This window comes from Geobacillus thermoleovorans, assembly GCF_001610955.1.
GTDB lineage: Bacteria > Bacillota > Bacilli > Bacillales > Anoxybacillaceae > Geobacillus > Geobacillus thermoleovorans.
The window spans coordinates 1,265,123-1,287,127 of sequence record NZ_CP014335.1 but is presented as its reverse complement, the minus strand read 5'-3'; the positions used below and the strand labels follow the sequence as shown (position 1 = coordinate 1,287,127).

The following is a 22,005-nucleotide window of genomic DNA, read 5'->3' as shown; positions in this document are numbered from 1 at the left end:
GTGAGGCGCAGCCGTTTTCGACCAGTTGCCAAGCGCCGGAGAAAGCGCTGTCAAAAACAGCCGCTCTCCGGCGCCTTTCGTTGCTTGTTACCCACGGACAAACGTTTTCGGCATTACGACGGCGACGACTTGCCCGCGGGCGCACAGTTCGCCGTTGGCGAACACTTCGGTGTCCACTTTCCATTTTTTCGGATGAATCTCCGTCACAGTGCCGACGGCGACAAGCGGCACTCCATGCGGCGTCGGCTTGACGAAATCGACGTGAAGCGACGCAGTGACAAAGCGCGGCGGCGTTTCCCCGCTCCCTGGTTCATGGCCGTTTTTCCGATGCAAGGCAAGCGCCGCTGAACCGGTGCCGTGGCAATCAATGAGCGAGGCGATCAGCCCGCCGTACACAAACCCTGGAATCGCCGTATGTTCCGGACGCGGCGTATACACCGTCACCGTTTTGTCGCCCCGCCACCCGGTGCGGAAATGGTGGCCTTGTTCATTCAGACGCCCGCAGCCGTAGCACCAGGCGAATTCATCAGGGTAGTCGTCTTGAATCGCGTGCACGATCATTTCTTCCACGTCATCCTCCCCCTCTCTTTTTCTAGTATACCATTGAATCGAGAAGACGACGACTCCTACATGGACGGTTGTTGTCTAGCGGCAGGCAAGGCCATACGAAGAAAAATGGAACGAAGCGCCAATCGCCAGACGGCAAATTCATAGGCGGCCCAAACAGCTGGCCGCCTAGCGTGACGCCATTTATCGAGCAGGCTCGTAAAACTCGATCCATTCGCCGTCGGGCCCGAGGAAGAACAAATATTTGGCCCCGTTCGGAAGTGTCGTTATTTCTTCCCACACAAGCGGCACACCGAGCGACTGAAGCCGTTCTTTCTCCTGCTCAATGCCTTCCACCGTAAACGCCACATGGTGCACTTTTCCTTCCGTCGGCAAATCCGGATTGTATCCTTCGATCAGCTCGACAATGATCGAGCCGCCAATCCCTAAAAACGCCAATTTCATCGTGCCGTTCGTATGAATCATTTCGTCGAGCAGCTCCAAGCCGACAACATTTTGATAAAACTCTTTCGATGCCTCGATGTCTTTCACTTGAATGCCGACATGTTCAAATTTTTTGACTGCCATTCGTCCCTCTTCCTTTCTATGACTCAGTTAACCATACTGCTTGTAAATACGGCGTCATCTGCATCGGGAAAATCCCTTTTTTCCCAAGCTCTGTCCATATGTAGCGGTCAAGGGCGTACGGTCCGTCCGCCTTCCATTCGTCCGCCTCACTGTTGGTCAACAACAACGAAAAGGCTGTTCCTTGCGCTTCCCCATACAAATGAACGTATCCGTCCCCACGGTCGACATGCACCGCCGCCTTAGGGTCAAACCGGATGAGCTCCGCCTGCACACAGCGCATGACACAAACGGCGAACGCTGCGGCAGGGAGATGAGCGGCCATGCAAGCGCGGAGCGAAACCGCCTCCTCCACTGTTTCTCCTTCACCTCCCATCGACAAAAACCCCCTTCGCCTCGGAATGATGCGAAAGGGGCCATGAGCCATTCTTATCATCCAAAGCGAAACCGCTTTGCGGGTGTTAGCACCTTGCCTGCGGCAGGTTGCTGTGGGGTCATCAAGCCCGTTCTCTCGCCCACTCTTGATAAGACGTATGCAATTTATCTTCTATCTTATCATACATCATCAAAGGCAACAATCGTCATTGTTCGACTTCCGGTTGCTCGGACGTGACGCCGACATCTTTCCACGTCAGTTTCGAGCCCGGATCGACCGTGAAGTTGGCGACGCGGTTGTTGACGGCATAAATGGCCGAACGATACAACGTCGGGATGACCGGCACTTCTTCGTTCATCAGCTTTTGCCATTCACTGTAAATTTTCCGACGATATTCTTTGTCAAACGCCTGTTCGGAATGGCCTTTTTCCAACAGTTCATCGTTTTTCTCATTCACCCAGCGCGAGTAGTTGAACATGACGTTGCGGCCGTACAATCCGTACGGGTCGACGTCCGTTCCAGTTCCCCAAGCGGCGGCGTAGACATCCACTTTCGGATCGTCTTTTTCGACCATATCGTAGAAGGAGTTGAACTCCGCCAAGCGTCCGTCTACAAGCTGAACATCGAGGCCCACATCTTTCCAGCATTGCATATAAAATTTGGCCAGCGGTTCAGCGATGTCCCCACCGCTCATCGCCAAGAAGTTGATCTTGAATTTTTTGCCGTTTGGATCTTCGCGGAGGCCATCGCCATCCACATCTTTATATCCCGCTTCATCCAGCAATTGTTTCGCTTTTTCCGGATTGTACGTATATCCTTTGATGGAGCTGTCATGATAGCCCGGGAACGACGGCGGAATGAGCGTGTTCGCCGGGAAGCGCAAACCATGATACAGGCGGTCGGCCACCTCTTGGTTGTTGATGGCGTACGCCATGGCTTGGCGCAGTTTTTTGTTTTGGAATTTCGGATTGTCCATTACGTTTTCCTGCTTTTTCGCATCCCAATGGCCGAGTTTAAAGCCGATATAGTTGTACGCCAAATCCACTCTACCGATAAACTGAATGTTTTTCGTCCCTTTCGCGTTCAAATATTGGTCAGTCGGGAACTCAGCGACGTCAATTTCGCCTTTTTTCAGCGCTTGCAGGACGACTTGCGGGCTGACGACTTTCAAAATGACGCCTTCCAAGTTCGGTTTGCCAGCCCAGTAGTCATCATTGCGAACAAACTCTACCGACTCGCCCGGAACGATTTTCTTCACTTTAAACGGACCGAACCCGATCGGGTTTTTCCGGATTTTATCCGATTTCGCCAAGTCTTTGATCGGAATGTCTTTCAAGTAATGCTTCGGCAGCGGATACGCCCAAATGCCGGTCAACACCGACGGATTGGCCTGTTTCCATGTGATCGTCAACGTCTTTTTGTCGATGACTTTAATGCCGGAAATTTTATCCGCTTTGCCGCTGTGATATTCTTCCATCCCGACGATCCCTTGGATGAGCGCATCGCCATAGCGGACGCCGGTGTAATCTTTATGGCCGATGACCAAATACGCATACTCCAAGTCTTCAGCGGTCACCGGCTGGCCGTCATGCCAATTCACATTGTCTTTAATATGGATTGTCATCGTCTTTTTATCATCCGACAACTCATACGTGGCAGCCCCATCATTTGTAATTTCATAGTCACCGTTCGTCCGGAAAAGCGACTCGTCAAAAAATTGCAAAATCTCTGCGTCGGGCGCTCCGGTGTAGAATGCATAGCTGAGCGTCCCTTCAAACGGCGTATCGGACACAAGGCCGTATTTCAACACGCCGCCGTCGATGATTTTCCCGTCGTTTTTCACCGTCATCGGGAATTTGCTGATGTCTTCCTTCTGAGCCGCCGGTTTTTCGTTATTGTTGCCCTTTCCGCTCGTTGTGTCGGATTTGCCCGTGCACCCGGCGAGCACGAGCAAGAGCGCGGCGAGAGCCGCCAGCCATTTTCTCTTCACATTTTCTTCCCCCTTATCCTAGTCGTTGTCTTGCATCAGCCGCACGTTTCAGCGCTTGGCCGATGAAATTTATGCACAGCATCATCACTAAAATAAGCAATGACGCAGGCAACCAAACCCACCATTTGTTTTGCAAAACATCCGGGTTGGTCGCATAGCTGACCAACGTCCCTAAGCTCGGCGTGCTCTCCGGCAGCCCGAAGCCAAGATACGTGAGCCCGGACTCGATGCCGATGTTGCCCGCCAAATTTAACGTCAAATTGACGATAATGATCGAGCTGAGGTTGGGCAAAATTTGAAAAATAATGATTTTCCAATCTGGCGTGCCGAGCGTTTTTGACGCGCTGACATAATCCAGCTCGCGCTCGGCCAGCGTTTTGGCGCGGATCAGCCGGGCTTTGCCCGTCCACAAAAACGCGCTCATGATCAAAATGAACGTCAATACATTATATTTAGGCACAATGGCGACAAAAACAATAACGAGCATCAAAAACGGCAGAACGAGAATGAAATCGATGATGCGCATAATGACATTGTCAATCCAGCCGCCAAAATAGCCGGCCACCAATCCGACAATGAGGCCGATCGCCCCAGTGATGAGCGTAATGGCCAGTCCGATCGTAAACGAATTGCGGGCGCCGATGATGAGCTGGCCAAACACGTCGCGCCCTCCGTAGTCTGTGCCAAGCCAGTGTTCCGCTGACGGCGGAGAATAGATGGAAAGAAAATCCACTTTCACGATTTCCTCTTGATCCAAAAAGAGCGACACGCCATAGACGATCGACAAAAGGATTCCTAAAATGATGAGCGAACCAAGCGCGAGCCGATCCCGAACCACCTCCCGCCACATGATCGAAAAGGCGGAAGGGCTTTTCTCGATGTTCGCTCCGGCCGGCGTTGGGCCGCTGATTTCCGCTTTCATGTCAGCTGCCTTCCTCCTTCCCTACTCAATCCGGATGCGCGGGTCGACCGCACTCAAAATGATGTCCGACAACAGAGTGCCCACCAGCGTCGCCAGGCCGGAAATCATGACGAGCGCCGTCACGACGCTGTAATCCCGCTGCATAATCGACTGCAAAAACAGCTGGCCAAGCCCCGGATAGCTGTAGATCGACTCCAAAAACACGGAACCGCCGACAAGCCCGGTGATCTCATACCCTAAAAACGCCGCGATCGGCAAAAACGAATTGCGCAAAATATGGCGCCAATAGATGTGCCGCTCCGGCACGCCTTTCGCCCGCGCCGTTTTCACGAAATCTTTCACTTTCGTATCGACGATTTCGCTGCGCAAATATTGAATCGTAACGACCGTGTTGATGAGCGCTCCCGACAACGCCGGAAGCATGAGATGGTTCAATTTGCTTAAATAGTAAGCGAGCGTCCCTTCCTCGACCTGAACGTCCACGCTGCCGCCGGTTGGAAACCAGCCAAGGTGAAAGCCGAAAATAAACAGCATGATCAAAGCAAAAATGAACAGCGGCGTGGCAAACCCGAGATAGCTGTAGCCGACGATCAGCTTATCAGCCCACGTATCTGTCCATCGCCCCGACACGATGCCAAGCGGAATGGCAATCAGGTACGTCAAAATTAAAATCGCCGCCGACAGCAACACCGTATTCCCGATCCGTCCGGCCAGCAGATCAGTGACCGGCTGCTGGTGGGTATAGGAAAGGCCGAGATCCCCTTGCAGCATGTTTTTCACCCAACGGATGTATTGAATATGTACCGGATCATTCAAGCCAAGTTTTTCCCGCATTTCCTCAAGCGTCTGCGGATCCATTTTCGGGTTGGCCGCCAGCTGCCCCGTCAGCGCATCGCCCGGCATCGCCTTCGCCAGTAAGAAAATGAGGACGCTCAGCAAAAACAATTGCGGAATCATAATGAGGATTCGCCGTAAAATAAATTTCAGCATCTTCCCGTCTTCCCCTCTTTACGGAATGGCCACCGAGTGCGTCGGCGAAATCGGCTTGAGCGGGTGAGCCCGGCCGTTTTCATCAAAATAGCGGGAATACGACTGCTCATATTCTTTTTCCACTTCGCGGCGAAGCGCCTCCTGCCGGCCGCGTTCGCGCGGATCGGCGTTCGGAATGGCGGAGAGCAGACGTTTCGTATAAATATGTTGAGGATTCGTAAAAATCTCCTCGCTCGTCCCTTCCTCCACGAGCCGGCCGCGGTACATAATGCCGATGCGGTCGCACATATGCCGGATGATCCCTAAATCATGGCTGATGAACAAATACGTCAGCCCGTACTCCTGCTGGATTTCTTTCATGAAATTCAACACTTGCGCCTGCACCGACACATCAAGCGCCGACACCGGCTCATCGGCGATGATGAGCTTCGGATTGAGCGTGAGCGCCCGCGCAATGCCGATGCGTTGGCGCTGTCCGCCGGAAAATTCATGCGGATATTTGTAAATCGACTCCGCGCTCAAGCCGACCCGCTCTAAAACGTATTGCACCTTCTGCCGCTCCTCTTGCGGGGACAGGCGTTCAAAATTGCGGAGCGGCTCGGCGACAATGTCGAGCACACGTTTGCGCGGATTGAGCGAAGAATACGGATCTTGGAAAATCATCTGGATGTCTTTCCGATACGGATGAAACTCGCGGCGGCGAAGCTTTGTCAAATCCGTCCCTTCAAACAGCACTTCCCCGGCCGTGGCGCGAATCAAACCGATAATCGTGCGCCCTGTCGTCGTCTTGCCGCAGCCGGACTCGCCGACGAGCCCGTACGTTTCCCCTTTGTTCAGCGTGAAACTGACATCATCCACCGCGCGGACATGGTCGACCACCCGGCGAAAAAAACCGCCGCGCACCGGATAGTATACTTTCAAATGGTTGACGTTAAGAAGCGCCATAGCCGATTCCACCTACCGTTTGATCATCGGGAAAATAAAAATGTTGGTAACATGTGCAACGCACCCAGTGCCCCGGCTCCACTTCCCGCAACTTCGGATCCGATTCGTGCTTATCCGCCCCAATCCAGCTGATGCGCGGCTGGAAGCGGCAGCCGCGCCGCGGCAGTTTATGCAGCGGCGGAACGATCCCTTGGATGACGTGGAGTCGTTCCTTTTTCGTCTGCGCAGACGGGATCGACTGCAACAATGAGCGAGTGTATGGATGAAGCGGACGGTGAAAAATGGTATCGACGTCCGCTAACTCAACGATTTCCCCAGCATACATGACCGCCACACGGTCCGCCATTTCCGCCACCACCCCCAAATCATGCGTGATTAAAATAATGCTCGTTTTCATTTGCCGCTGCAACTCTTTGAGCAGCCCTATGATCTGCGCCTGAATCGTCACATCAAGCGCCGTTGTCGGTTCATCGGCGATGAGCAGGGCGGGCTCGCAGGCGATGGCGATCGCGATGACGACCCGCTGCCGCATCCCCCCGGACAACTCGTGCGGATAACGGTAGTACACCTTTTCCGGCTCCGGAATGCCGACTTTGCGAAGCAAGCCGATCGTTCGCTTCTTTTTTTCGGCTGCTGACAGCCGCAGATGGTAATCCATGCTTTCTTCGATCTGCCGGCCGACCGTCATGAGCGGATTGAGCGCCGTTAACGGATCCTGAAAGATCATCCCGATTTCTTTGCCGCGGATGCGATTGAGTTCGGCAACGGAGAGCGACAGCAAATTTGTCCCTTTAAAGTGCAGGCGCCCCTCAATTTTTGTCTTTTCGGGCGGGTGGAGACCCATAATCGACAAAGCGAGTGCGCTTTTGCCGCAACCCGACTCCCCGACGAGAGCGACGACTTCGTTCTCCCCGATCGCCAGCGAAACGTCGTCGACCGCCGCATAATAGTCATCACCGATGCGGAAAGAGATTCGCAACTCCTCAATTTCCAATAACATTTGCTTTGCCAATGTGTCCTTCTCCCTTTTGTTAGTATTACTAAATTTTAGACTATATATAATATTTAGATAATATTCTATCATTTTTTTTCGTAAATTCAAATAATATTCTATCATTTTTTTTCGTAAATTCAATATTTATAGAAAAAATATCAGTAAATTTTTTGATTCCTTTCCAGTCTTATACCTCATAGAAAAACATGACTGTGAACTACAGCTCAGTTTCAACCACTATTTTTTGGACAATAAATAAGCAGATGCTCCACGAAAGGAACATCTGCCTAAGCAATGAACAAAAAAGTGGAAAAGGACACAGCTTGACCGCGGCCGCCCATTCACGATCGATTATTGCTTTGTTCCCTATAGTTATTTAAACGCCATCGCCGCCCGCACCGCTTTTTTCCAGCCATCGTAGAGCATCGTTCGCTTGTCGTCATCCATCTTCGGCTCAAACCGGCGCTCGAGCTGCCATTGGGCGGCGATGTCATCTCGGCTGTTCCAGTAGCCGACCGCCAGCCCGGCCAAATACGCCGCACCCAAGGCCGTCGTTTCATTCACAACCGGACGTTCGACCGGAACGGCAAGCAAATCGCTCTGGAACTGCATAAGGAAATTGTTTTTCACCGCCCCGCCGTCAACGCGCAACGTGGTCAGCGAGATGCCGGAATCGGCTTCCATGGCGGCGAGCACATCTTTTGTCTGGTAAGCGAGCGATTCCAAGGTGGCCCGGATGAAATGCTCTTTCGTTGTGCCGCGCGTGAGGCCAAACACCGCCCCGCGCACCTCGCTGTCCCAATACGGCGTGCCAAGCCCGACGAACGCCGGTACGACATACACCCCGTCGGTCGACTCGACTTTTTCAGCGTACGCTTCGCTGTCAGCCGCCGTTTTGATCATCCGCAAGCCGTCGCGCAGCCATTGAATGGCCGAACCGGCGACGAAAATGCTGCCTTCAAGGGCGTATTCAACCTTGCCGTCAATTCCCCAGGCGATCGTTGTGAGCAGCCCGTGTTTCGATTGCACCGCTTTTTCCCCCGTATTCATCAGCATAAAGCAGCCGGTGCCGTACGTATTTTTCGCCATCCCTTCCGTAAAGCACGCCTGGCCGAACAAAGCCGCCTGCTGGTCGCCCGCGGCTCCCGCGATCGGCACCTCCACGCCGAAGAAATGATGCGGAACCGTTTTCGCGTATACTTCCGAGGACGGGCGCACCTCAGGAAGCATCGCCTTTGGCACGTTTAAAATCGCAAGCAGCTCGTCATCCCACTCGAGCGTATGAATGTTAAACATTAATGTGCGCGACGCGTTCGAGTAATCGGTTACATGGGCGCGGCCGCCGGACAGCTTCCAAATGAGCCACGTATCAATCGTGCCAAAGAGCAGCTCTCCTCGCTCCGCCCGTTCGCGCGCCCCCTCGACATGGTCCAAAATCCATTTCACTTTTGTCCCGGAAAAATAGGCGTCAATAAGCAAGCCGGTTTTTTCGCGGAATAGCGGGTCATACCCTTTCGCTTTCAGTTCATCGCAAATGCCGGCCGTCTGCCGCGACTGCCAGACGATGGCGTTGTAAATCGGGTTGCCGGTGTCTTTCTCCCACACAACCGTCGTTTCCCGCTGGTTCGTAATGCCGATCGCCGCCACTTGTTCCGGCTTCACTTGCGCCTCGGACAAGACGCTGGCAATGACCGCAAGCACCGATCCCCAAATTTCATTGGCGTTGTGCTCGACCCAGCCGGGCTGCGGAAAATATTGCGTAAACTCTTTTTGCGCCATATGGACGATTTCGCCCTTTTGATTGAACAAAATCGCGCGCGAACTCGTTGTGCCTTGGTCGATGGCTAAAATGTATTGATTCATGACATTCTTCCCCCTTCACCTTTATTTGCTTACAAACCCGGTACGCCAACTAGAGAGAACGGCGGCTTGCGGCGCTGGCTGTTTTTCCTTTTGCCATCTTCGCCGCCGCCAAAACGACTGCGGTTGCCGCCAGCACTCCCCATAATGCGCCTGTCGGTTTTCCCAAGAAAACGGCTTTATAGACCAAACTGCCTAACGCGCCGCCAAGCAGCGGTCCGACGATCGGCACCCACGCATACGCCCAATTCGATGACCCTTTCCCTGGGATTGGCAACAAAAAGTGGGCTAAGCGAGGTCCAAAGTCTCGGGCTGGATTAATGGCGTATCCCGTCGTACCGCCGAGCGACAGTCCAATCGCCACGATCAAAAAACCAACGATAAATGGATTGAGTCCATCAGCGAATTTGTTGGCGCCAATGGCCAAGATGGCCAAAACCAACACAAACGTTCCGATGATCTCGCTAAGCAAGTTGGCAGCCGTATTCGGCACTGCCGGACCCGTCGCAAACACGCCAAGCTTGACACCCGGGTCGTCTGTTTCCTTCCAATGCGGCCAATAGTGGAGATAGACGACGGCAGCCCCAACCATAGCGCCAAGTACTTGTGCCAACACATAGCCAGGGACATCTTTCCATGGAAAATCACCGCTTATGGCCAATGCCACTGTCAGCGCTGGATTGAGATGGGCGCCGCTATACCGGCCGACAGCGTATACGGCCACGGCCACCGCCAGCCCCCACCCCATCGTAATGACAATCCAGCCCGAATTGGCCGCATATGATTTCTTTAAATTGACCCCGGCGCACACACCAGCGCCGAAAATGATGAGCAGTGCCGTGCCGATGAATTCCCCTAAAAATGGCGACATTTGTTCTCTTCCCCCTTTTCATTCGTGATTTCCTCTGCTATTTCCTGCTTGGGCGGCCCCTCCGGAGGGTTAGCCGTTGGGTGGAAAAACAAAAACCCACACACTTCCCCGCTAAGCAACGAGGAATATGTGTGGGTCTCCGCTTCTCCACCACAACGTTATTAACTTGCTTTTAGCATATCATCCGTTGAAAACGCTGTCAACCTATTTCTTCGGCAAAATTTGCACGTAATCGAAGTCGAGCGTATCGACCGCGTCTTCGATATGAAGGCGGGTGATGAACCGGTACGACCGGCCCGGGCGCGATGGCGGCAAGGTTTCCGGAATCGTGTAGGAAAACGGGATTTCCTTTTTCTCGCTCGGCTTGATCCAAAACGCTCCGGCCGCCGGAATGACGGCGACAATGGCATCCAGTTCCTTGCCGTTTTCGATTGTTTTTTGCACGAGCTCCACATCGAGCCGCTCGATCCTTTGTTCCACCGTTCCGCCGTAAATGTGGACGATCCCTTGAATCATTTCCCCCTGGCGCCATAACGATTTATTTAAGATCAAGTCGACGTGCGCCGACCCGACTCCGACTCTTGACATCATTTTGCGCAATAACACCGTAGTCACCTCTTTGTCTCTCTTGTCATATCATCATACGAAAAAACGAAGCCGCTTGTTTCAACGCGAGCCAAAAAATAAACAGACGATGCTGGCGCGGCACGTCTGCCCCTGGGAGAAACAGGGACGAATGCGGCTTGTTTTGTTACCGCTTACATTCGAGATTACCGCATTCGCCTTCCGCTGTCAATTGGTTATTCGTACACATTTTCGTTTTCGATAATGTAATCGATTCGAATGACCGGGACGTCCTGTTGCTCGACTTCCGCGACAATCAAGCCGACGCGGTCATTATAGATGCAAAACATATCCAGCCCTTTGCGAAACGCCGACTCTCCGTACGAAAGAACCATGTGGTAAATTTTATTGTCGCTGAAATAGCGGCGGCTGACCCGGCTCCCTAACCGGACGATCACTTCTTTTCCCGCGATTTTTCCGCGGTACATCCGCTCTCCCCCTTTTTGTCGTTCCTATTCCAATGTATGGGCGTTGTGGCCCGCTCATGACTATTTTCTCCCCCAGCGGCCCGTTTTCCTTTTCAACGCATTGTTTTTCGGGCCGGCAAACAATTTTTTCGGAAATTTCCTTTCTTTTGCTTGACGCGGCCACCCGCGGTAGTGTATAGTAAAGTCATCATATAACAGAATATATTTCAGGCATTCAACATGAAGGTGCATCTTGGATGGCTGTGAAGTATATTTTGTTATTTGATAAAAATCTTGAGGTTAGCCGAACAGGCTAAAGGTATTAGGAGGAATTCAGTATTATGCAACGTGGTAAAGTAAAATGGTTTAACAACGAAAAAGGCTACGGTTTCATCGAAGTGGAAGGCGGTTCCGACGTATTCGTCCACTTCACGGCGATCCAAGGTGAAGGGTTCAAAACGTTAGAAGAAGGCCAAGAAGTTTCGTTTGAAATCGTCCAAGGAAACCGCGGACCGCAAGCAGCGAACGTTGTCAAATTATAAGACTTCGTTGACATAGACGAGAGAACGGGAGCGGAACGAGAGGCACCCTGCTTAAGCAGGGTGCCTTTTTCATTGCGATTTGCATAGATTCAACCAAGCGGCGAACAATAAAAAAAGGGAGGTGTTCATATGGCCAGACGCGATGCCGACGTACATACGGGATACAACGACTTAAAGCAAGTGGAAATGTTCGTCGAGACGGCGGAGAAAATGGTCGGCCAGGCGACGATGCAGCTCGATCCCGAGATGCTTCGCCATGCCGAACAAGCGGTGAAAAACTCCCGCGACCAACTTGCACGCGCCCGCCAAGAAGCAACGGGCGTCGACGGTGATTTTCTCGCCCGTTGCGAACAAACATTGGCCCGCGCCGAACACCAGCTTCGCGAGGCGCGGCAATAACAGCAAAACGATATATATAGATGCAACGAAATCGTTTAACATATCCTTGACGGAAAAGTGGCTCATCCATTTTTGACTGTCGAAGGCAAGCCATAGGCTTGCCTCCGTCACGCTTTAGCGTGACGGAAGACCGAACAACGACTCGCTTCCAGACCCATTCATGGGTCTGGAAGCGGTGTTGTTCGGTCACTCGACAGTCGGATGAAATGATCGGTAAAAACGAAAAATGTTAAAGCTTTAAATTGCATCTATATAGATGCAACCAAAACGTTTAACATATCTTTTCTTTGACAGAAAAGACACTTATCAATTTTTCGACTGTCGAGGGCAAGCCTTTGCTTGCCTCCGTCACGCCTTGGCGTGACGGACGATCGAACAACCACCCGCTTCTCAGACCCATACATGGGGCTGAAAGCGGTGTTTGTTCGGTCGTTCGACAGTCGATCCAATGCTCAGTAAAAATTGCATCTATTAAGGCGGAGGACAAAAAGCGATTTCCTTTTGGAGTGAAAAGAAGAACTGCTTTTGAGGTTTCTCCATGTTAAAACGTATGTTCTGTCAATCACCGGCCTTCGCAGCGCATCCGCTTCCTCCGTTCAAACGCCAAAGCTTGCCTGGTCGCAGCCGGCACCGCCCCAGGCCCGCGAAAGCGCAGATTGGGGCTCCTATCGCCCGCACCAACCGCCTCTTGAAAAAAATTCCTTCATTACCGACGCGAACGCGGCGGCGCTGATAGAAGCATCTCCCCGTACTGCCGCATTTGTTCCCCGACCGTGCATTGCTGGATGCAAAACGATTGGGCGTACGTTTTGCCGTACTCTTTCCGGAACGTGCTTTTTAAAAAGCAGCCATCGCAGTACGTTTCCTCCAGCCAAGCGATTTGGTCCAATATTTCTTTGCGTCGGTTCCGCTTCTTTCCCATACGACCTTACCCTTTCCCTGTCAATTCCGTTCGGCTTGTGATGATCTGCCCTTCAAGCGCCTGGCGGGCGAGCGAATCCGCCTCTTTATTTTGTTTGCGCGAAATCGGCTCGTACGCCGGTTCGATGTGAAGCTCGCGCATTTTCGCTTCAATGCGGTCAAGCCAGATGTTGAAATCGTCCTCAAAACACGGCCAATCGCCGGACAGCTGCTTTAACACGACGTGGGAGTCGCCGCGGAACGTCACCGGCAAATGATGGACGCCAAGTTCCTCGAGCAGCTGCATGACAAACCAAAACGCCGCATACTCTGCCTCATTATTGGATTTGATTTCGCCGAGCCGGCGGTTGGCGCGCAACCGGTAGCGATGATCGTTTTGCTTATAGTATACGACCGCGCCGGCGCCGCCTTGGGACGTCTCATGGTCAAAGCCGCCGTCGAAATACACAACGATCTCATGCGGCTCGCCGGCGATCTCCTCAAGCAGCTTTTGCAGCTCTTTTTTTGACCACACCGTGCCGTTTCGATCGACGAACTCCACTGTTTTCGTCCGCCCGGTTTTTTCAAAATCATCCGCCAAAGCGAGCGCCTTTTTGGCATCGACCCAATCGGAGACAAGAAACGCCTCTTGTTTTTTCGGCGTGATATACGTCCAGTGGATTTGTACGTCCAACGCATTGTCACCCTTCCGCGTGGCGATGATCGGAGCTGGTTTTTATTTTACCACACTTGCGCCCTTGTTCATTACCTAATATTATGCGCAATTTCTTCTTGTATCAACCATTTTGCCGCAGGCGCCCATCTTTTTTCCAAAATATCTATCTTTTTCGGCCTACTTGTGGTACACTAGCGGCTAGCACCCAAAATGAGATGGGGCGCAAGCATATGAAGAGGGAGGATTCGAATTGAAGCGTCAAACCATAGCCGATCTGAGTCTGCTAATGGTGACGTTCGTCTGGGGGGCGACGTTCGTCGTCGTCCAAAATGCCATTTCGTTTTTGGAGCCGTTGTCGTTTAACGCCGTTCGCTTCAGTTTGGCCGGCTTGTTGCTTCTCGCTTGGATCGCTGCCGCTTCCCGCCCACTCTTCGGCCAGTTGTCATGGCGAGTCATCGGCGCTGGGGCGTGGATGGGGCTATGGCTGTTTTGCGGCTACGCATTCCAAACGATCGGACTGTTGTATACCACTTCCTCGAAAGCCGGCTTTATTACCGGACTGAGCGTTGTGCTCGTTCCATTGTTTTCCTTTTTGATTTTAAAGCAAAAACCGTCTGTGAATGCGGTCGTTGGAGCGGCACTTGCCGCGTTCGGCCTGTATTGGCTGACAGGGGGAGCGGAGCTGTCGTTCAATCAGGGCGATTTCTTTGTCTTTCTTTGTGCTGTTTCCTTTGCCATGCACATTATCGTCACCGGCCGCTATTCCTCTCAGTATTCGACGATGCTGTTGACAATGGTGCAAATTTTTACCGTCGGCATCCTCTGTTTCTTCTTTGCCTTTTGGTTTGAAGACGCCGCGCAAATGTGGAATATGGCGGTGCTCCGCCGTCCGGAAGTATGGGGGGCGCTCGCTGTGACATCGTTGTTGGCGACGACCGCGGCGTTTCTCATCCAAACGGCGGTGCAAAAATATACGACTCCCGCCCATGTCGCGCTGATTTTCGCCATGGAGCCGGTGTTCGCCGCTTTGACCGCCTACCTTTGGGCTGGAGAGCGGCTGTCGCCATCGGCCTGGCTTGGCGGCGCTGCGATTTTGGCCGGCATGATTTTCGCCGAACTGCCAAGCATGCGCCTCTGGGGCAGACGGTGGCGGGAAAAGCGGAACATCCCATCGTAGCGACAGAAGCTGTCCTGCATGAAAAGCGGGACAGCTCTTTTCCTAACTCCAGGTGTTAGGCCGCCCATCATTCCAATGCTGTGGACGCTCCACCCGCCTCACCGCCTAAACCATTCGTTTGCGGCGTCGGCACGCCCAATACGAAAGAGCACCGGTCGCCATGCCCAAGAGCGCCCCGCCGACGACTTCGATCGGCTCGTGTCCGAGCCGGGCGCGCAGCTGCCGCTGTCGTTTGTGATAAACGGTTTGTTTTGGGTCTCCTTCCAACTTTTTTACTTCCTCGGCAAGCTCGTTCAGGCGAAGGGCGAGTTCGCCCGCTTGGCGCCGCACCCCTTGCGCATCGTACATGACGATCAGTCCAAACAACGCGGCCAAGGCAAAATCAATCGTGCGCACGCCTCGCTCGAGGGCGATAAATGTCGCTAAGGCGGAAACACCGGCAGAGTGGGAGCTTGGCATTCCGCCGGTTTCGAAAAAGAGCCGCCAGTCCCATCGGCCAGTCTCCAACTGCTTGATCGGGATTTTCAAAAACTGGGCGAGCGCGATTGTCGCGAGCGCCGTCTTCAGCCCCTTGTTCATCACGCTTTCCTCCTTTGCTTATATTTTGACCAAGGGTGGCCATACTATCCGTAAAGAGCGGAGGTGAGAGCAATGACCAAAAACGGCGGCCGAAACCGCGGCACGAAGGCGCCGGGCGTCAACCCGCAAGGCTTTGGCCAAGACGGAACGTTCACCCCGGATCCAAAAAGCAAGCTTGAGAACGCAGCGAAAAAGCTCAACACAAAATAAAAGCAGGCTTCCCGATATGGGAGCCTGCTTTTTGTCGTTATTGTTTCACTTTCGCCAATTTTTCGCGCAACACCATTTGCAAAATGCCGCCGTGGCGATAGTAGTCGATTTCGACTTCGCTGTCAAAGCGGACGATGACCTCAAATTCTTTCTTCTCACCCGTATCCGGGTTCGTCGCCGTCACTTTGACGAGATCGCGCGGTTTGACGTTTTCATCGATGTGAATGTCGAACACTTCTTTACCCGTCAAGCCGAGCGTCTCCGCATTTTCGCCTTCTTTAAATTGCAGCGGCAGGACGCCCATCAAAACGAGGTTCGAGCGGTGGATGCGCTCAAAGCTTTCGGCGATGACCGTTTTAATGCCGAGCAAGAACGTCCCTTTCGCCGCCCAGTCGCGCGAGCTGCCCATGCCGTAGTCTTTGCCGGCGATGACGACAAGCCCAGTGCCGTCTTGTTTGTATCTCATGCACGCATCGTACATCGACATCACTTCGCCGGTCGGCCAGTACGTCGTATAGCCGCCTTCCGTGCCCGGCGCGATTTGGTTGCGGATGCGGATGTTGGCGAACGTGCCGCGCATCATCACTTCATGGTTGCCGCGCCGCGAACCGTACGAGTTGAAATCTTTCGGCTCGACGCCTTTCGAGATCAAATATTGGCCTGCCGGCGTGTTTTTGCCGATCGACCCAGCTGGCGAAATATGGTCAGTCGTGACCGAATCACCGAACTTGCCGACGACGCGCAAGCCGGTGAGAGGTTCAACTTTGCGCACTTCCGGCGACAAGCCTTCAAAGAACGGCGGATTTTGAATGTACGTCGAGTTTTCATCCCATTGGTACAGCGGCTCATCCGTCGTTTCGATGGCGTTCCAGCGCGGATTGCCGTCGAACACGCGCTCATATTCTTTGCGGAACAGTTCCGGATCGACCGCTTGCTTGACGACATTCTTCACTTCTTCCATCGACGGCCAAATGTCGCGGAAATAGACGTCGTTGCCGTCTTTGTCTTTGCCAATCGGCTCGTTCAACAAGTCAATGTCGACCGTGCCGGCGAGCGCATAGGCGACAACAAGCGGCGGCGATGCCAAATAGTTGCCTTTGACAAGCGGGTGGATGCGGCCTTCAAAGTTCCGGTTGCCGGACAGGACGCTTGTCACGAGCAGATCGCTTTCCGCGAGCGCTTTTTCGAGCTCCGGCGCAAGCGGACCTGAGTTGCCGATGCATGTCGTGCAGCCGTAGCCGACAATGTTGAAACCGAGCTGTTCAAGATACGGAAGCAGCCCCGAGTCACGCAAGTAGCCGGTGACGACTTTCGAGCCCGGCGCGAGCGACGTTTTCACGTATTTCGGCACTTGCAAGCCTTTTTCGACCGCTTTTTTCGCCACTAAACCAGCGGCGACAAGCACGTACGGGTTCGACGTGTTCGTACAGCTTGTGATCGCCGCGATGACGACAGCGCCCGTTTTTAATTTCACTTGTTCGCCGTTCAGCTCGACCGTAATTTCCCGCTCCAAGTCCGCTTCCGTCAAGCCAAAGCCTTGGTTGCCTTGCGGCGCTTTCACCGCGTCGCGGAACGACTGTTTCATTTTCGAGAGCGGGATCAAGTCTTGCGGCCGTTTCGGGCCAGACAAGTTCGTTTCAATTTCCGACAAGTTGATTTCCACAACATCCGTAAACACCGGCTCCGGTGCATCCGGCGTGTAGAACAAACCGTTCGCTTTGCAATACGCTTCGACGACTTGAACGTGATGTTCGTCGCGGCCGGTCAAGCGCAAATAGTCAAGCGCTTCAGCGTCGACCGGGAAGAAGCCGCACGTTGCCCCGTATTCCGGCGCCATGTTGGCAATCGTCGCCCGGTCGGCAAGCGGCAAAGTCGCCACTCCTGGTCCGAAAAATTCAACGAATTTGCCGACGACGCCTTTTTTCCGGAGCACTTGCGTCACCTTAAGCGCCAAGTCGGTGGCCGTCGCTCCGTCCGGCAGCTTGCCTGTCAGGCGGACGCCGATGACTTCCGGCACCGGGAAGTACGACGGTTGGCCGAGCATGCCGGCTTCCGCTTCAATGCCGCCGACCCCCCAACCGAGGACGCCGAGGCCGTTGATCATCGTCGTATGCGAGTCCGTGCCGACAAGCGTATCCGGGAACGCTTCGTACTCGCCGTTCTCCCCTTCGACCGCGTGAACGACGCTTGCCAAATATTCCAAGTTCACTTGGTGGACGATCCCCGTTGCCGGCGGAACGGCACGATAGTTGTTAAACGCTTTTTGCGCCCATTTCAAAAACTTGTACCGTTCGGCGTTCCGTTTGAATTCCAAATCCATGTTGTACTCCAGCGCATCGTCTGACCCGTAGCGGTCGACTTGCACCGAGTGGTCGATGACGAGATCGACCGGAATTTCCGGGTTGATTTCGTACGGATCGCCTCCCAAATCGGCCATCGCTTTGCGCATCGAAGCCAAATCGACGACAGCCGGCACGCCGGTGAAGTCTTGCAAAATGACGCGCGACGGCTTAAACGGCACGTCGATGTCTTTCATTTCCGGCGTTCCCCATTTCGCCAAGTTTTCGACGTGCTCTTTCGTGATGACGCGGCCGTCGACTTGGCGGAGCACCGATTCAAGCAATACTTTGATCGAGTACGGCAGGCGGCTCACCTGGCCGATGCCCGCTTCTTCAAGCGCTTGCAAACGGTAATAATTGTATTTTTTACCGTTGACTTCGAATGAAGAGCGGGCGTTGAACACATCTTGTTTCGCCATATGTATAACCCCCTTCACTTCACAATAATACTATACTATTTTTTCGCACAAAAGTCGAAAAAATAGCATGAATTCTCCCAATCCCCATAAAGTTCGGCACGACTTTATCTTATTATAGAACAGCACAAGTTGTAAATAATGATTTCCAATGTCTCGCCATATTACTTCCTTACCGCGGCAAAAGAGGAATAAGGCGCCCGTTTCGTCGCAAACTAGAAGCGGAGGTGAAACGAATGGCAAAGCGAAAAGCAAACCACGTGATCCCTGGCATGAACGCCGCCAAAGCGCAAGGAATGGGGGCCGGCTACAACGAAGAGTTTTCCAATGAACCACTGACAGAAGCACAGCGCCAAAACAACAAAAAACGAAAAAAGAACCAATAGCGTGGCGGCCATTCCGCCATCCCGGACTGCCATAGCATGAAAAAAGGGAATGTCCGCCGCCGGCATTCCCTTACTCGTTTTCATTGACTTCGTCAACGATCGCCTGCAAATCGCTGCGGAATTTTTCGAGCTGCACGCGCTGCGTTTCCGAGGCAACTTCGAGCGCGTTTTCAATTTGGGCGAACGCCTCGTTTACTTCTTGCCGAAGATGGGCCAGCTGGTGGCCGTAGTCGGCTTGATCACGCACCAAGTGATCGTGCCATTCTTTCGCTTCCATCGTCGCCTTTTGCGCTGCTTGAAACGCCTCTTGCTTCGTTTTATGGTAAACCATGGCTCGTCCCTCCTTCGCAGTCATCGCGGTCGTTCACTACTTATCGTTTCAAACCGGGCGCAAATTATGCGCCGAATAAGCGAAAGCACAACGCCGCATGCTAACGGACAAAGGAGGGACAACAAATGACGAACAAAAACGACGGCAAAGATATGCGCAAAAACGCCCCAAAAGGCGACAATCCTGGGCAGCCGGAGCCGCTTGACGGTTCGAAAAAAGTGAAGAACCGCAATCACACGCGGCAAAAGCACAACACAAGCCACGATATGTGACGCAAACAAGCGGAGTTTTCCTTCTCCGTTCAGCCGAGACCGGCGGCAGCCGGGAGGGCTGAACGGCTGGCGCCCTTATGTTCACATAATAAAATTATTGTAAAATCAACAAAGCGGGCGGTCGCTAGAACAGCCCGTTGCCGCCCGCCTTGGGTTCATTCCCGTTGAAGCGAATCATCCTCACCCGGTCAACAAGCCGGCCGACGACAATTATGATTCGGTTGTTTGCCGCTTGAGCGCTTCATACAGCTCCACGAATTCAGCGGCTAAATCCTTGACCGTGATCGCCGTCATTAAATGATCTTGGGCATGCACCATCAGAAGCGTCACCACCGGCTGCCCGCCGCTCGCTTCTTGTTGCAGCAACGCGGTCTGCAGCCCATGGGCCGCCTGCAGTTCTGCTCCCGCCTGTTCAAGCAGCCTGCGCGCCTCGGCAAATTCCCCTTTTTTCGCCGCCGTAATCGCCTCCATTGCATAACTGCGGCCGTTTCCGCCATGAAGAATCAGTTGGAATACAGTTTGTTCATACGTTTGCATAACGCCATCTCCTATAGTTGATAGAATTCACGGTACGTAATTAACTGGACACCACGCTCTGCGATCTCCTTAGAGAGCGCTGGATCGGTCAGTACAGCCAACTCCTCGATCCGTTGCCGGCAATAAGAGCTTCCCGCAGCAAGAGGGGCGTCCATATAGGCCGGATGGCACATCACTTCTGCCGTCTGCCCGTCGCCAATCCGGTCGATGAGCGTCAAAAAATGGTCCTTTGTCAATCCATCCCCGTAAAAGTCGGGAAAAAAGACATCGACGGTTGCCAGCCGGTGCGGCCGTGTCGTCCGCACCGGACGGATCGGCAGCCGATAGCGTTCAGCCAATTGTTCCACAACCGGAAACACATTCGGGTGCTCATGGACGTGATGATGGCTGTCGATATGCGTTGGAGAGAGCCCAAGCGAGAAAAACCGCTCGAGTTGGGCAGCAAGCTCCCGCTCGATATCGCTGCGCCTAGCGCCAGCAAGCGCCTCTCCACGCCTAGGAAACTCCCCGTTCTCGTTCACAAGCGACGGAACATCGGCCAGCGGCCGGCCGCACGTCAGCACAAAATGAATGCCGACGCCGAGTTCCGGATGTTCCTTCGCCAATCGGGCGGCGTGTTCTGCCGCTGGCATGTTGGCCATCAGCGTCGCCGACGTGACGACACCGTGTTGAAACGCTTCCAAAATTCCGTAGTTGACCCCTTTCGAGTAACCGAAATCATCGGCGTTGACTATGCAATAGCGCGGCATTTCGTTCCTCTCCTTATTTACAGCGATTGCGTTGTTCCCGCTCCGCTTGAGATCGTTGGATCGGTCTGCTCTTCGGCCGCTTTTTGTTTGTCCCAAATCGAGAAAAATGGATAGTAGATGGCAAACGCGATGAAGAAGTTGACGATTTGCAAAATGCTCCCGGAAATTTTGCCCCCCGTCGCTAAATAGCCACTGATCACGATCGGTGTCGTCCATGGCACGGCCACCCCGCTTGGTTTGGCGACAAGCCCAGTCGCCATCGCCGCGTAGGAGACAACAACAAGCACGACAGGCACGAGAATGAATGGAATGATAAGCAATGGATTCATGACGATCGGCATACCGAACGTGATCGGCTCATTAATATTGAAAATGCCAGGTGCGATCGCGAGCCGCCCTAAGCTTTTCAGCTGCCGGCTGCGCGCCCGAAGCATCATGGTCAACGCCAACGCCAATGTCGCTCCTGAACCGCCGATGTAAATCCAAAGATCAAAAAACTGCTGCGTAATGACGTTGGGCAGTTCGGCATTCGGATTTTGCTGGAACACCATCCGGTTTTCGTCCATCAGCGACAACCAAATCGGCCCCATTACTCCTCCTACGATCGCCGCCCCGTGCAAACCGGTCGACCATAGCAGCTGCACAAGCAGTACAGCGACAATGGCGCCAAATAAACTGCCGCCGAGCACACTGAGCGGTTTGTTTAGAAGCACAGATACAATATTATGGAAACTTTCAAACGGTGTCATTTCCAAAATAAGGCGGGCCACCCAGACAACGACGAGAACAGCGGCCCCCGGAATCAAAGCAACAAAAGAGCGGGCCACTGCAGGCGGCACCCCATCCGGAAGTCGAATGACAATATTTTTTTGGATGATTTTTCGGTAAATTTCCGTCGATACGATCGCCAAAATCATGGCGACAAACAAACCTTTGCTGCCGACCCATTGCACCGGAATGCCGCCGCTGACCATAATGGCTTCTTTCGCTCCTTCCGGCGTGAACGGCACTTTATACGGAGTTGCGAGCAAAAAAGCGGCAAGTGAAATCGCCCCGGCCGAAAGCGCATCAACTTTGTACTTTTCCGCCAACCGGTAAGCGACGCCGAAGCTGACGACAAGCGCCATAATGTCGAATGTCGCCCCGACCGGATACAACAGCTTATCGAGCCAATGTTCGCCAAACCATTTCGCCATCCATTCGTTATAGCCGGGGATCGGCAAAAAACCAATGATTAAAAATAAAGACCCGATAATCAAGAGCGGCATCGACAAAATGATTCCATCACGAATGGCTTGCAAATGGCGCTGTTCGGCAATCCTGCCGGCGATAGGCATCACACGCTCTTCCAACACACGAATAAACCGATCCATCCGCCCCTA

At 53.3% G+C, this 22,005-nt stretch carries 26 protein-coding genes and 1 riboswitch; of the genes, 6 read left to right on the top strand and 20 right to left on the bottom strand.

What is annotated here, in order from left to right; translation table 11 throughout:
- Positions 1-87: 87 nt before the first annotated feature.
- The 12 genes from GT3570_RS06505 to GT3570_RS06450 form a co-directional block, all read right to left on the bottom strand.
- Positions 88-570 (bottom strand): PaaI family thioesterase, encoded by a 483-nt coding sequence (locus GT3570_RS06505; RefSeq protein WP_013523474.1) that lies wholly within the window; start codon positions 568-570, stop codon positions 88-90.
- Positions 571-750: 180 nt separating this feature from the next.
- Positions 751-1,134 (bottom strand): VOC family protein, encoded by a 384-nt coding sequence (locus GT3570_RS06500; protein WP_014195529.1) that lies wholly within the window; start codon positions 1,132-1,134, stop codon positions 751-753.
- Between the two features lie 16 nt (positions 1,135-1,150).
- Positions 1,151-1,507, bottom strand: a complete 357-nt coding sequence (locus tag GT3570_RS06495) for a hypothetical protein (protein ID WP_014195528.1) — start codon at positions 1,505-1,507, stop codon at positions 1,151-1,153.
- A gap of 50 nt (positions 1,508-1,557) precedes the next feature.
- Positions 1,558-1,662, bottom strand: a riboswitch (SAM riboswitch).
- 50 nt (positions 1,663-1,712) lie between these two features.
- Positions 1,713-3,497, bottom strand: coding sequence for an oligopeptide ABC transporter substrate-binding protein (gene opp4A, locus GT3570_RS06490; protein WP_014195527.1), 1,785 nt, complete (start codon positions 3,495-3,497; stop codon positions 1,713-1,715).
- A 13-nt stretch (positions 3,498-3,510) separates the two neighbouring features.
- Positions 3,511-4,419 carry an ABC transporter permease gene (locus GT3570_RS06485; protein ID WP_014195526.1) on the bottom strand — a complete coding sequence of 303 codons (909 nt, stop codon included), beginning with the start codon at positions 4,417-4,419 and terminating at the stop codon, positions 3,511-3,513.
- Positions 4,420-4,440: 21 nt separating this feature from the next.
- Positions 4,441-5,409, bottom strand: coding sequence for an oligopeptide ABC transporter permease (gene opp4B / locus GT3570_RS06480; RefSeq protein WP_014195525.1), 969 nt, complete (start codon positions 5,407-5,409; stop codon positions 4,441-4,443).
- 18 nt (positions 5,410-5,427) lie between these two features.
- The gene (locus GT3570_RS06475) at positions 5,428-6,354 is read right to left on the bottom strand and encodes an ABC transporter ATP-binding protein (protein WP_014195524.1); all 927 of its coding nucleotides are present in this window, start codon (positions 6,352-6,354) and stop codon (positions 5,428-5,430) included.
- Entirely contained in the window at positions 6,341-7,366 is a 1,026-nt protein-coding gene (locus GT3570_RS06470) for an ABC transporter ATP-binding protein (RefSeq protein ID WP_062898547.1), read from the bottom strand. Before GT3570_RS06470 ends, GT3570_RS06475 begins: the two co-directional genes overlap by 14 nt.
- A gap of 354 nt (positions 7,367-7,720) precedes the next feature.
- Positions 7,721-9,211 (bottom strand): glycerol kinase GlpK, encoded by a 1,491-nt coding sequence (gene glpK / locus GT3570_RS06465; RefSeq protein ID WP_013523471.1) that lies wholly within the window; start codon positions 9,209-9,211, stop codon positions 7,721-7,723.
- 49 nt (positions 9,212-9,260) lie between these two features.
- Positions 9,261-10,079, bottom strand: coding sequence for an MIP/aquaporin family protein (locus GT3570_RS06460; protein WP_013523470.1), 819 nt, complete (start codon positions 10,077-10,079; stop codon positions 9,261-9,263).
- 204 nt (positions 10,080-10,283) lie between these two features.
- Positions 10,284-10,685 carry a sporulation protein gene (locus tag GT3570_RS06455; RefSeq protein ID WP_031212907.1) on the bottom strand — a complete coding sequence of 134 codons (402 nt, stop codon included), beginning with the start codon at positions 10,683-10,685 and terminating at the stop codon, positions 10,284-10,286.
- Between the two features lie 194 nt (positions 10,686-10,879).
- Complete coding sequence (locus tag GT3570_RS06450) at positions 10,880-11,131, bottom strand: hypothetical protein (RefSeq protein WP_023634186.1); 252 nt, start codon at positions 11,129-11,131, stop codon at positions 10,880-10,882.
- Between the two features lie 320 nt (positions 11,132-11,451).
- On the opposite strand from GT3570_RS06450, the gene cspD reads away from it, so the two are divergent.
- Together cspD and GT3570_RS06440 are read left to right on the top strand one after the other, a co-directional pair.
- A complete protein-coding gene (gene cspD / locus GT3570_RS06445; RefSeq protein WP_003251474.1) occupies positions 11,452-11,652 on the top strand; it encodes a cold-shock protein CspD in 201 nt (66 codons plus the stop codon).
- 129 nt (positions 11,653-11,781) lie between these two features.
- A complete protein-coding gene (locus GT3570_RS06440; protein ID WP_062898546.1) occupies positions 11,782-12,051 on the top strand; it encodes a DUF2564 family protein in 270 nt (89 codons plus the stop codon).
- 706 nt (positions 12,052-12,757) lie between these two features.
- Here GT3570_RS06440 and GT3570_RS06435 read toward each other — a convergent pair.
- On the bottom strand, positions 12,758-12,973 hold the full coding sequence (locus tag GT3570_RS06435) for a zinc-finger domain-containing protein (protein WP_011230850.1): 216 nt from the start codon (positions 12,971-12,973) through the stop codon (positions 12,758-12,760).
- 6 nt (positions 12,974-12,979) lie between these two features.
- A complete protein-coding gene (locus GT3570_RS06430; RefSeq protein ID WP_011230849.1) occupies positions 12,980-13,645 on the bottom strand; it encodes a ribonuclease H family protein in 666 nt (221 codons plus the stop codon).
- Positions 13,646-13,877: 232 nt separating this feature from the next.
- Here GT3570_RS06430 and GT3570_RS06425 point away from each other — a divergent pair, with 232 nt between their 5' ends.
- On the top strand, positions 13,878-14,804 hold the full coding sequence (locus GT3570_RS06425) for a DMT family transporter (protein WP_011230848.1): 927 nt from the start codon (positions 13,878-13,880) through the stop codon (positions 14,802-14,804).
- 105 nt (positions 14,805-14,909) lie between these two features.
- On the opposite strand, the gene GT3570_RS06420 is transcribed toward GT3570_RS06425, so the two are convergent.
- Positions 14,910-15,383: a divergent PAP2 family protein gene (locus tag GT3570_RS06420; RefSeq protein WP_011230847.1), complete on the bottom strand. Its 474-nt coding sequence runs from the start codon at positions 15,381-15,383 to the stop codon at positions 14,910-14,912.
- 72 nt (positions 15,384-15,455) lie between these two features.
- On the opposite strand from GT3570_RS06420, the gene sspL reads away from it, so the two are divergent.
- Positions 15,456-15,593, top strand: a complete 138-nt coding sequence (sspL, locus tag GT3570_RS06415) for a small, acid-soluble spore protein L (protein ID WP_011230846.1) — start codon at positions 15,456-15,458, stop codon at positions 15,591-15,593.
- 37 nt (positions 15,594-15,630) lie between these two features.
- Here sspL and acnA read toward each other — a convergent pair whose 3' ends face one another.
- Positions 15,631-18,351 carry an aconitate hydratase AcnA gene (gene acnA / locus GT3570_RS06410; protein ID WP_023634183.1) on the bottom strand — a complete coding sequence of 907 codons (2,721 nt, stop codon included), beginning with the start codon at positions 18,349-18,351 and terminating at the stop codon, positions 15,631-15,633.
- Between the two features lie 233 nt (positions 18,352-18,584).
- Here acnA and sspO point away from each other — a divergent pair, with 233 nt between their 5' ends.
- A complete protein-coding gene (gene sspO, locus GT3570_RS06405) occupies positions 18,585-18,734 on the top strand; it encodes a small acid-soluble spore protein SspO (protein ID WP_008879509.1) in 150 nt (49 codons plus the stop codon).
- A 70-nt stretch (positions 18,735-18,804) separates the two neighbouring features.
- Here the strand turns inward: sspO and GT3570_RS06400 are convergent, their stop codons facing one another.
- The gene (locus tag GT3570_RS06400) at positions 18,805-19,065 is read right to left on the bottom strand and encodes a hypothetical protein (RefSeq protein ID WP_011230844.1); all 261 of its coding nucleotides are present in this window, start codon (positions 19,063-19,065) and stop codon (positions 18,805-18,807) included.
- A 125-nt stretch (positions 19,066-19,190) separates the two neighbouring features.
- On the opposite strand from GT3570_RS06400, the gene GT3570_RS06395 reads away from it, so the two are divergent.
- Entirely contained in the window at positions 19,191-19,337 is a 147-nt protein-coding gene (locus tag GT3570_RS06395; protein ID WP_011230843.1) for a small acid-soluble spore protein P, read from the top strand.
- 210 nt (positions 19,338-19,547) lie between these two features.
- Here the strand turns inward: GT3570_RS06395 and GT3570_RS06390 are convergent, their stop codons facing one another.
- Genes GT3570_RS06390 through celB form a run of 3 tightly spaced genes read right to left on the bottom strand, consistent with a single transcriptional unit; the run spans position 19,548 to position 21,996 of the window.
- Positions 19,548-19,874, bottom strand: coding sequence for a PTS lactose/cellobiose transporter subunit IIA (locus GT3570_RS06390; RefSeq protein ID WP_062898545.1), 327 nt, complete (start codon positions 19,872-19,874; stop codon positions 19,548-19,550).
- An 11-nt stretch (positions 19,875-19,885) separates the two neighbouring features.
- Positions 19,886-20,623, bottom strand: coding sequence for a chitin disaccharide deacetylase (gene chbG / locus GT3570_RS06385; RefSeq protein WP_062898544.1), 738 nt, complete (start codon positions 20,621-20,623; stop codon positions 19,886-19,888).
- A gap of 17 nt (positions 20,624-20,640) precedes the next feature.
- Complete coding sequence (celB, locus tag GT3570_RS06380) at positions 20,641-21,996, bottom strand: PTS cellobiose transporter subunit IIC (protein ID WP_062898543.1); 1,356 nt, start codon at positions 21,994-21,996, stop codon at positions 20,641-20,643.
- Between the last annotated feature and the right edge of the window lie 9 nt (positions 21,997-22,005).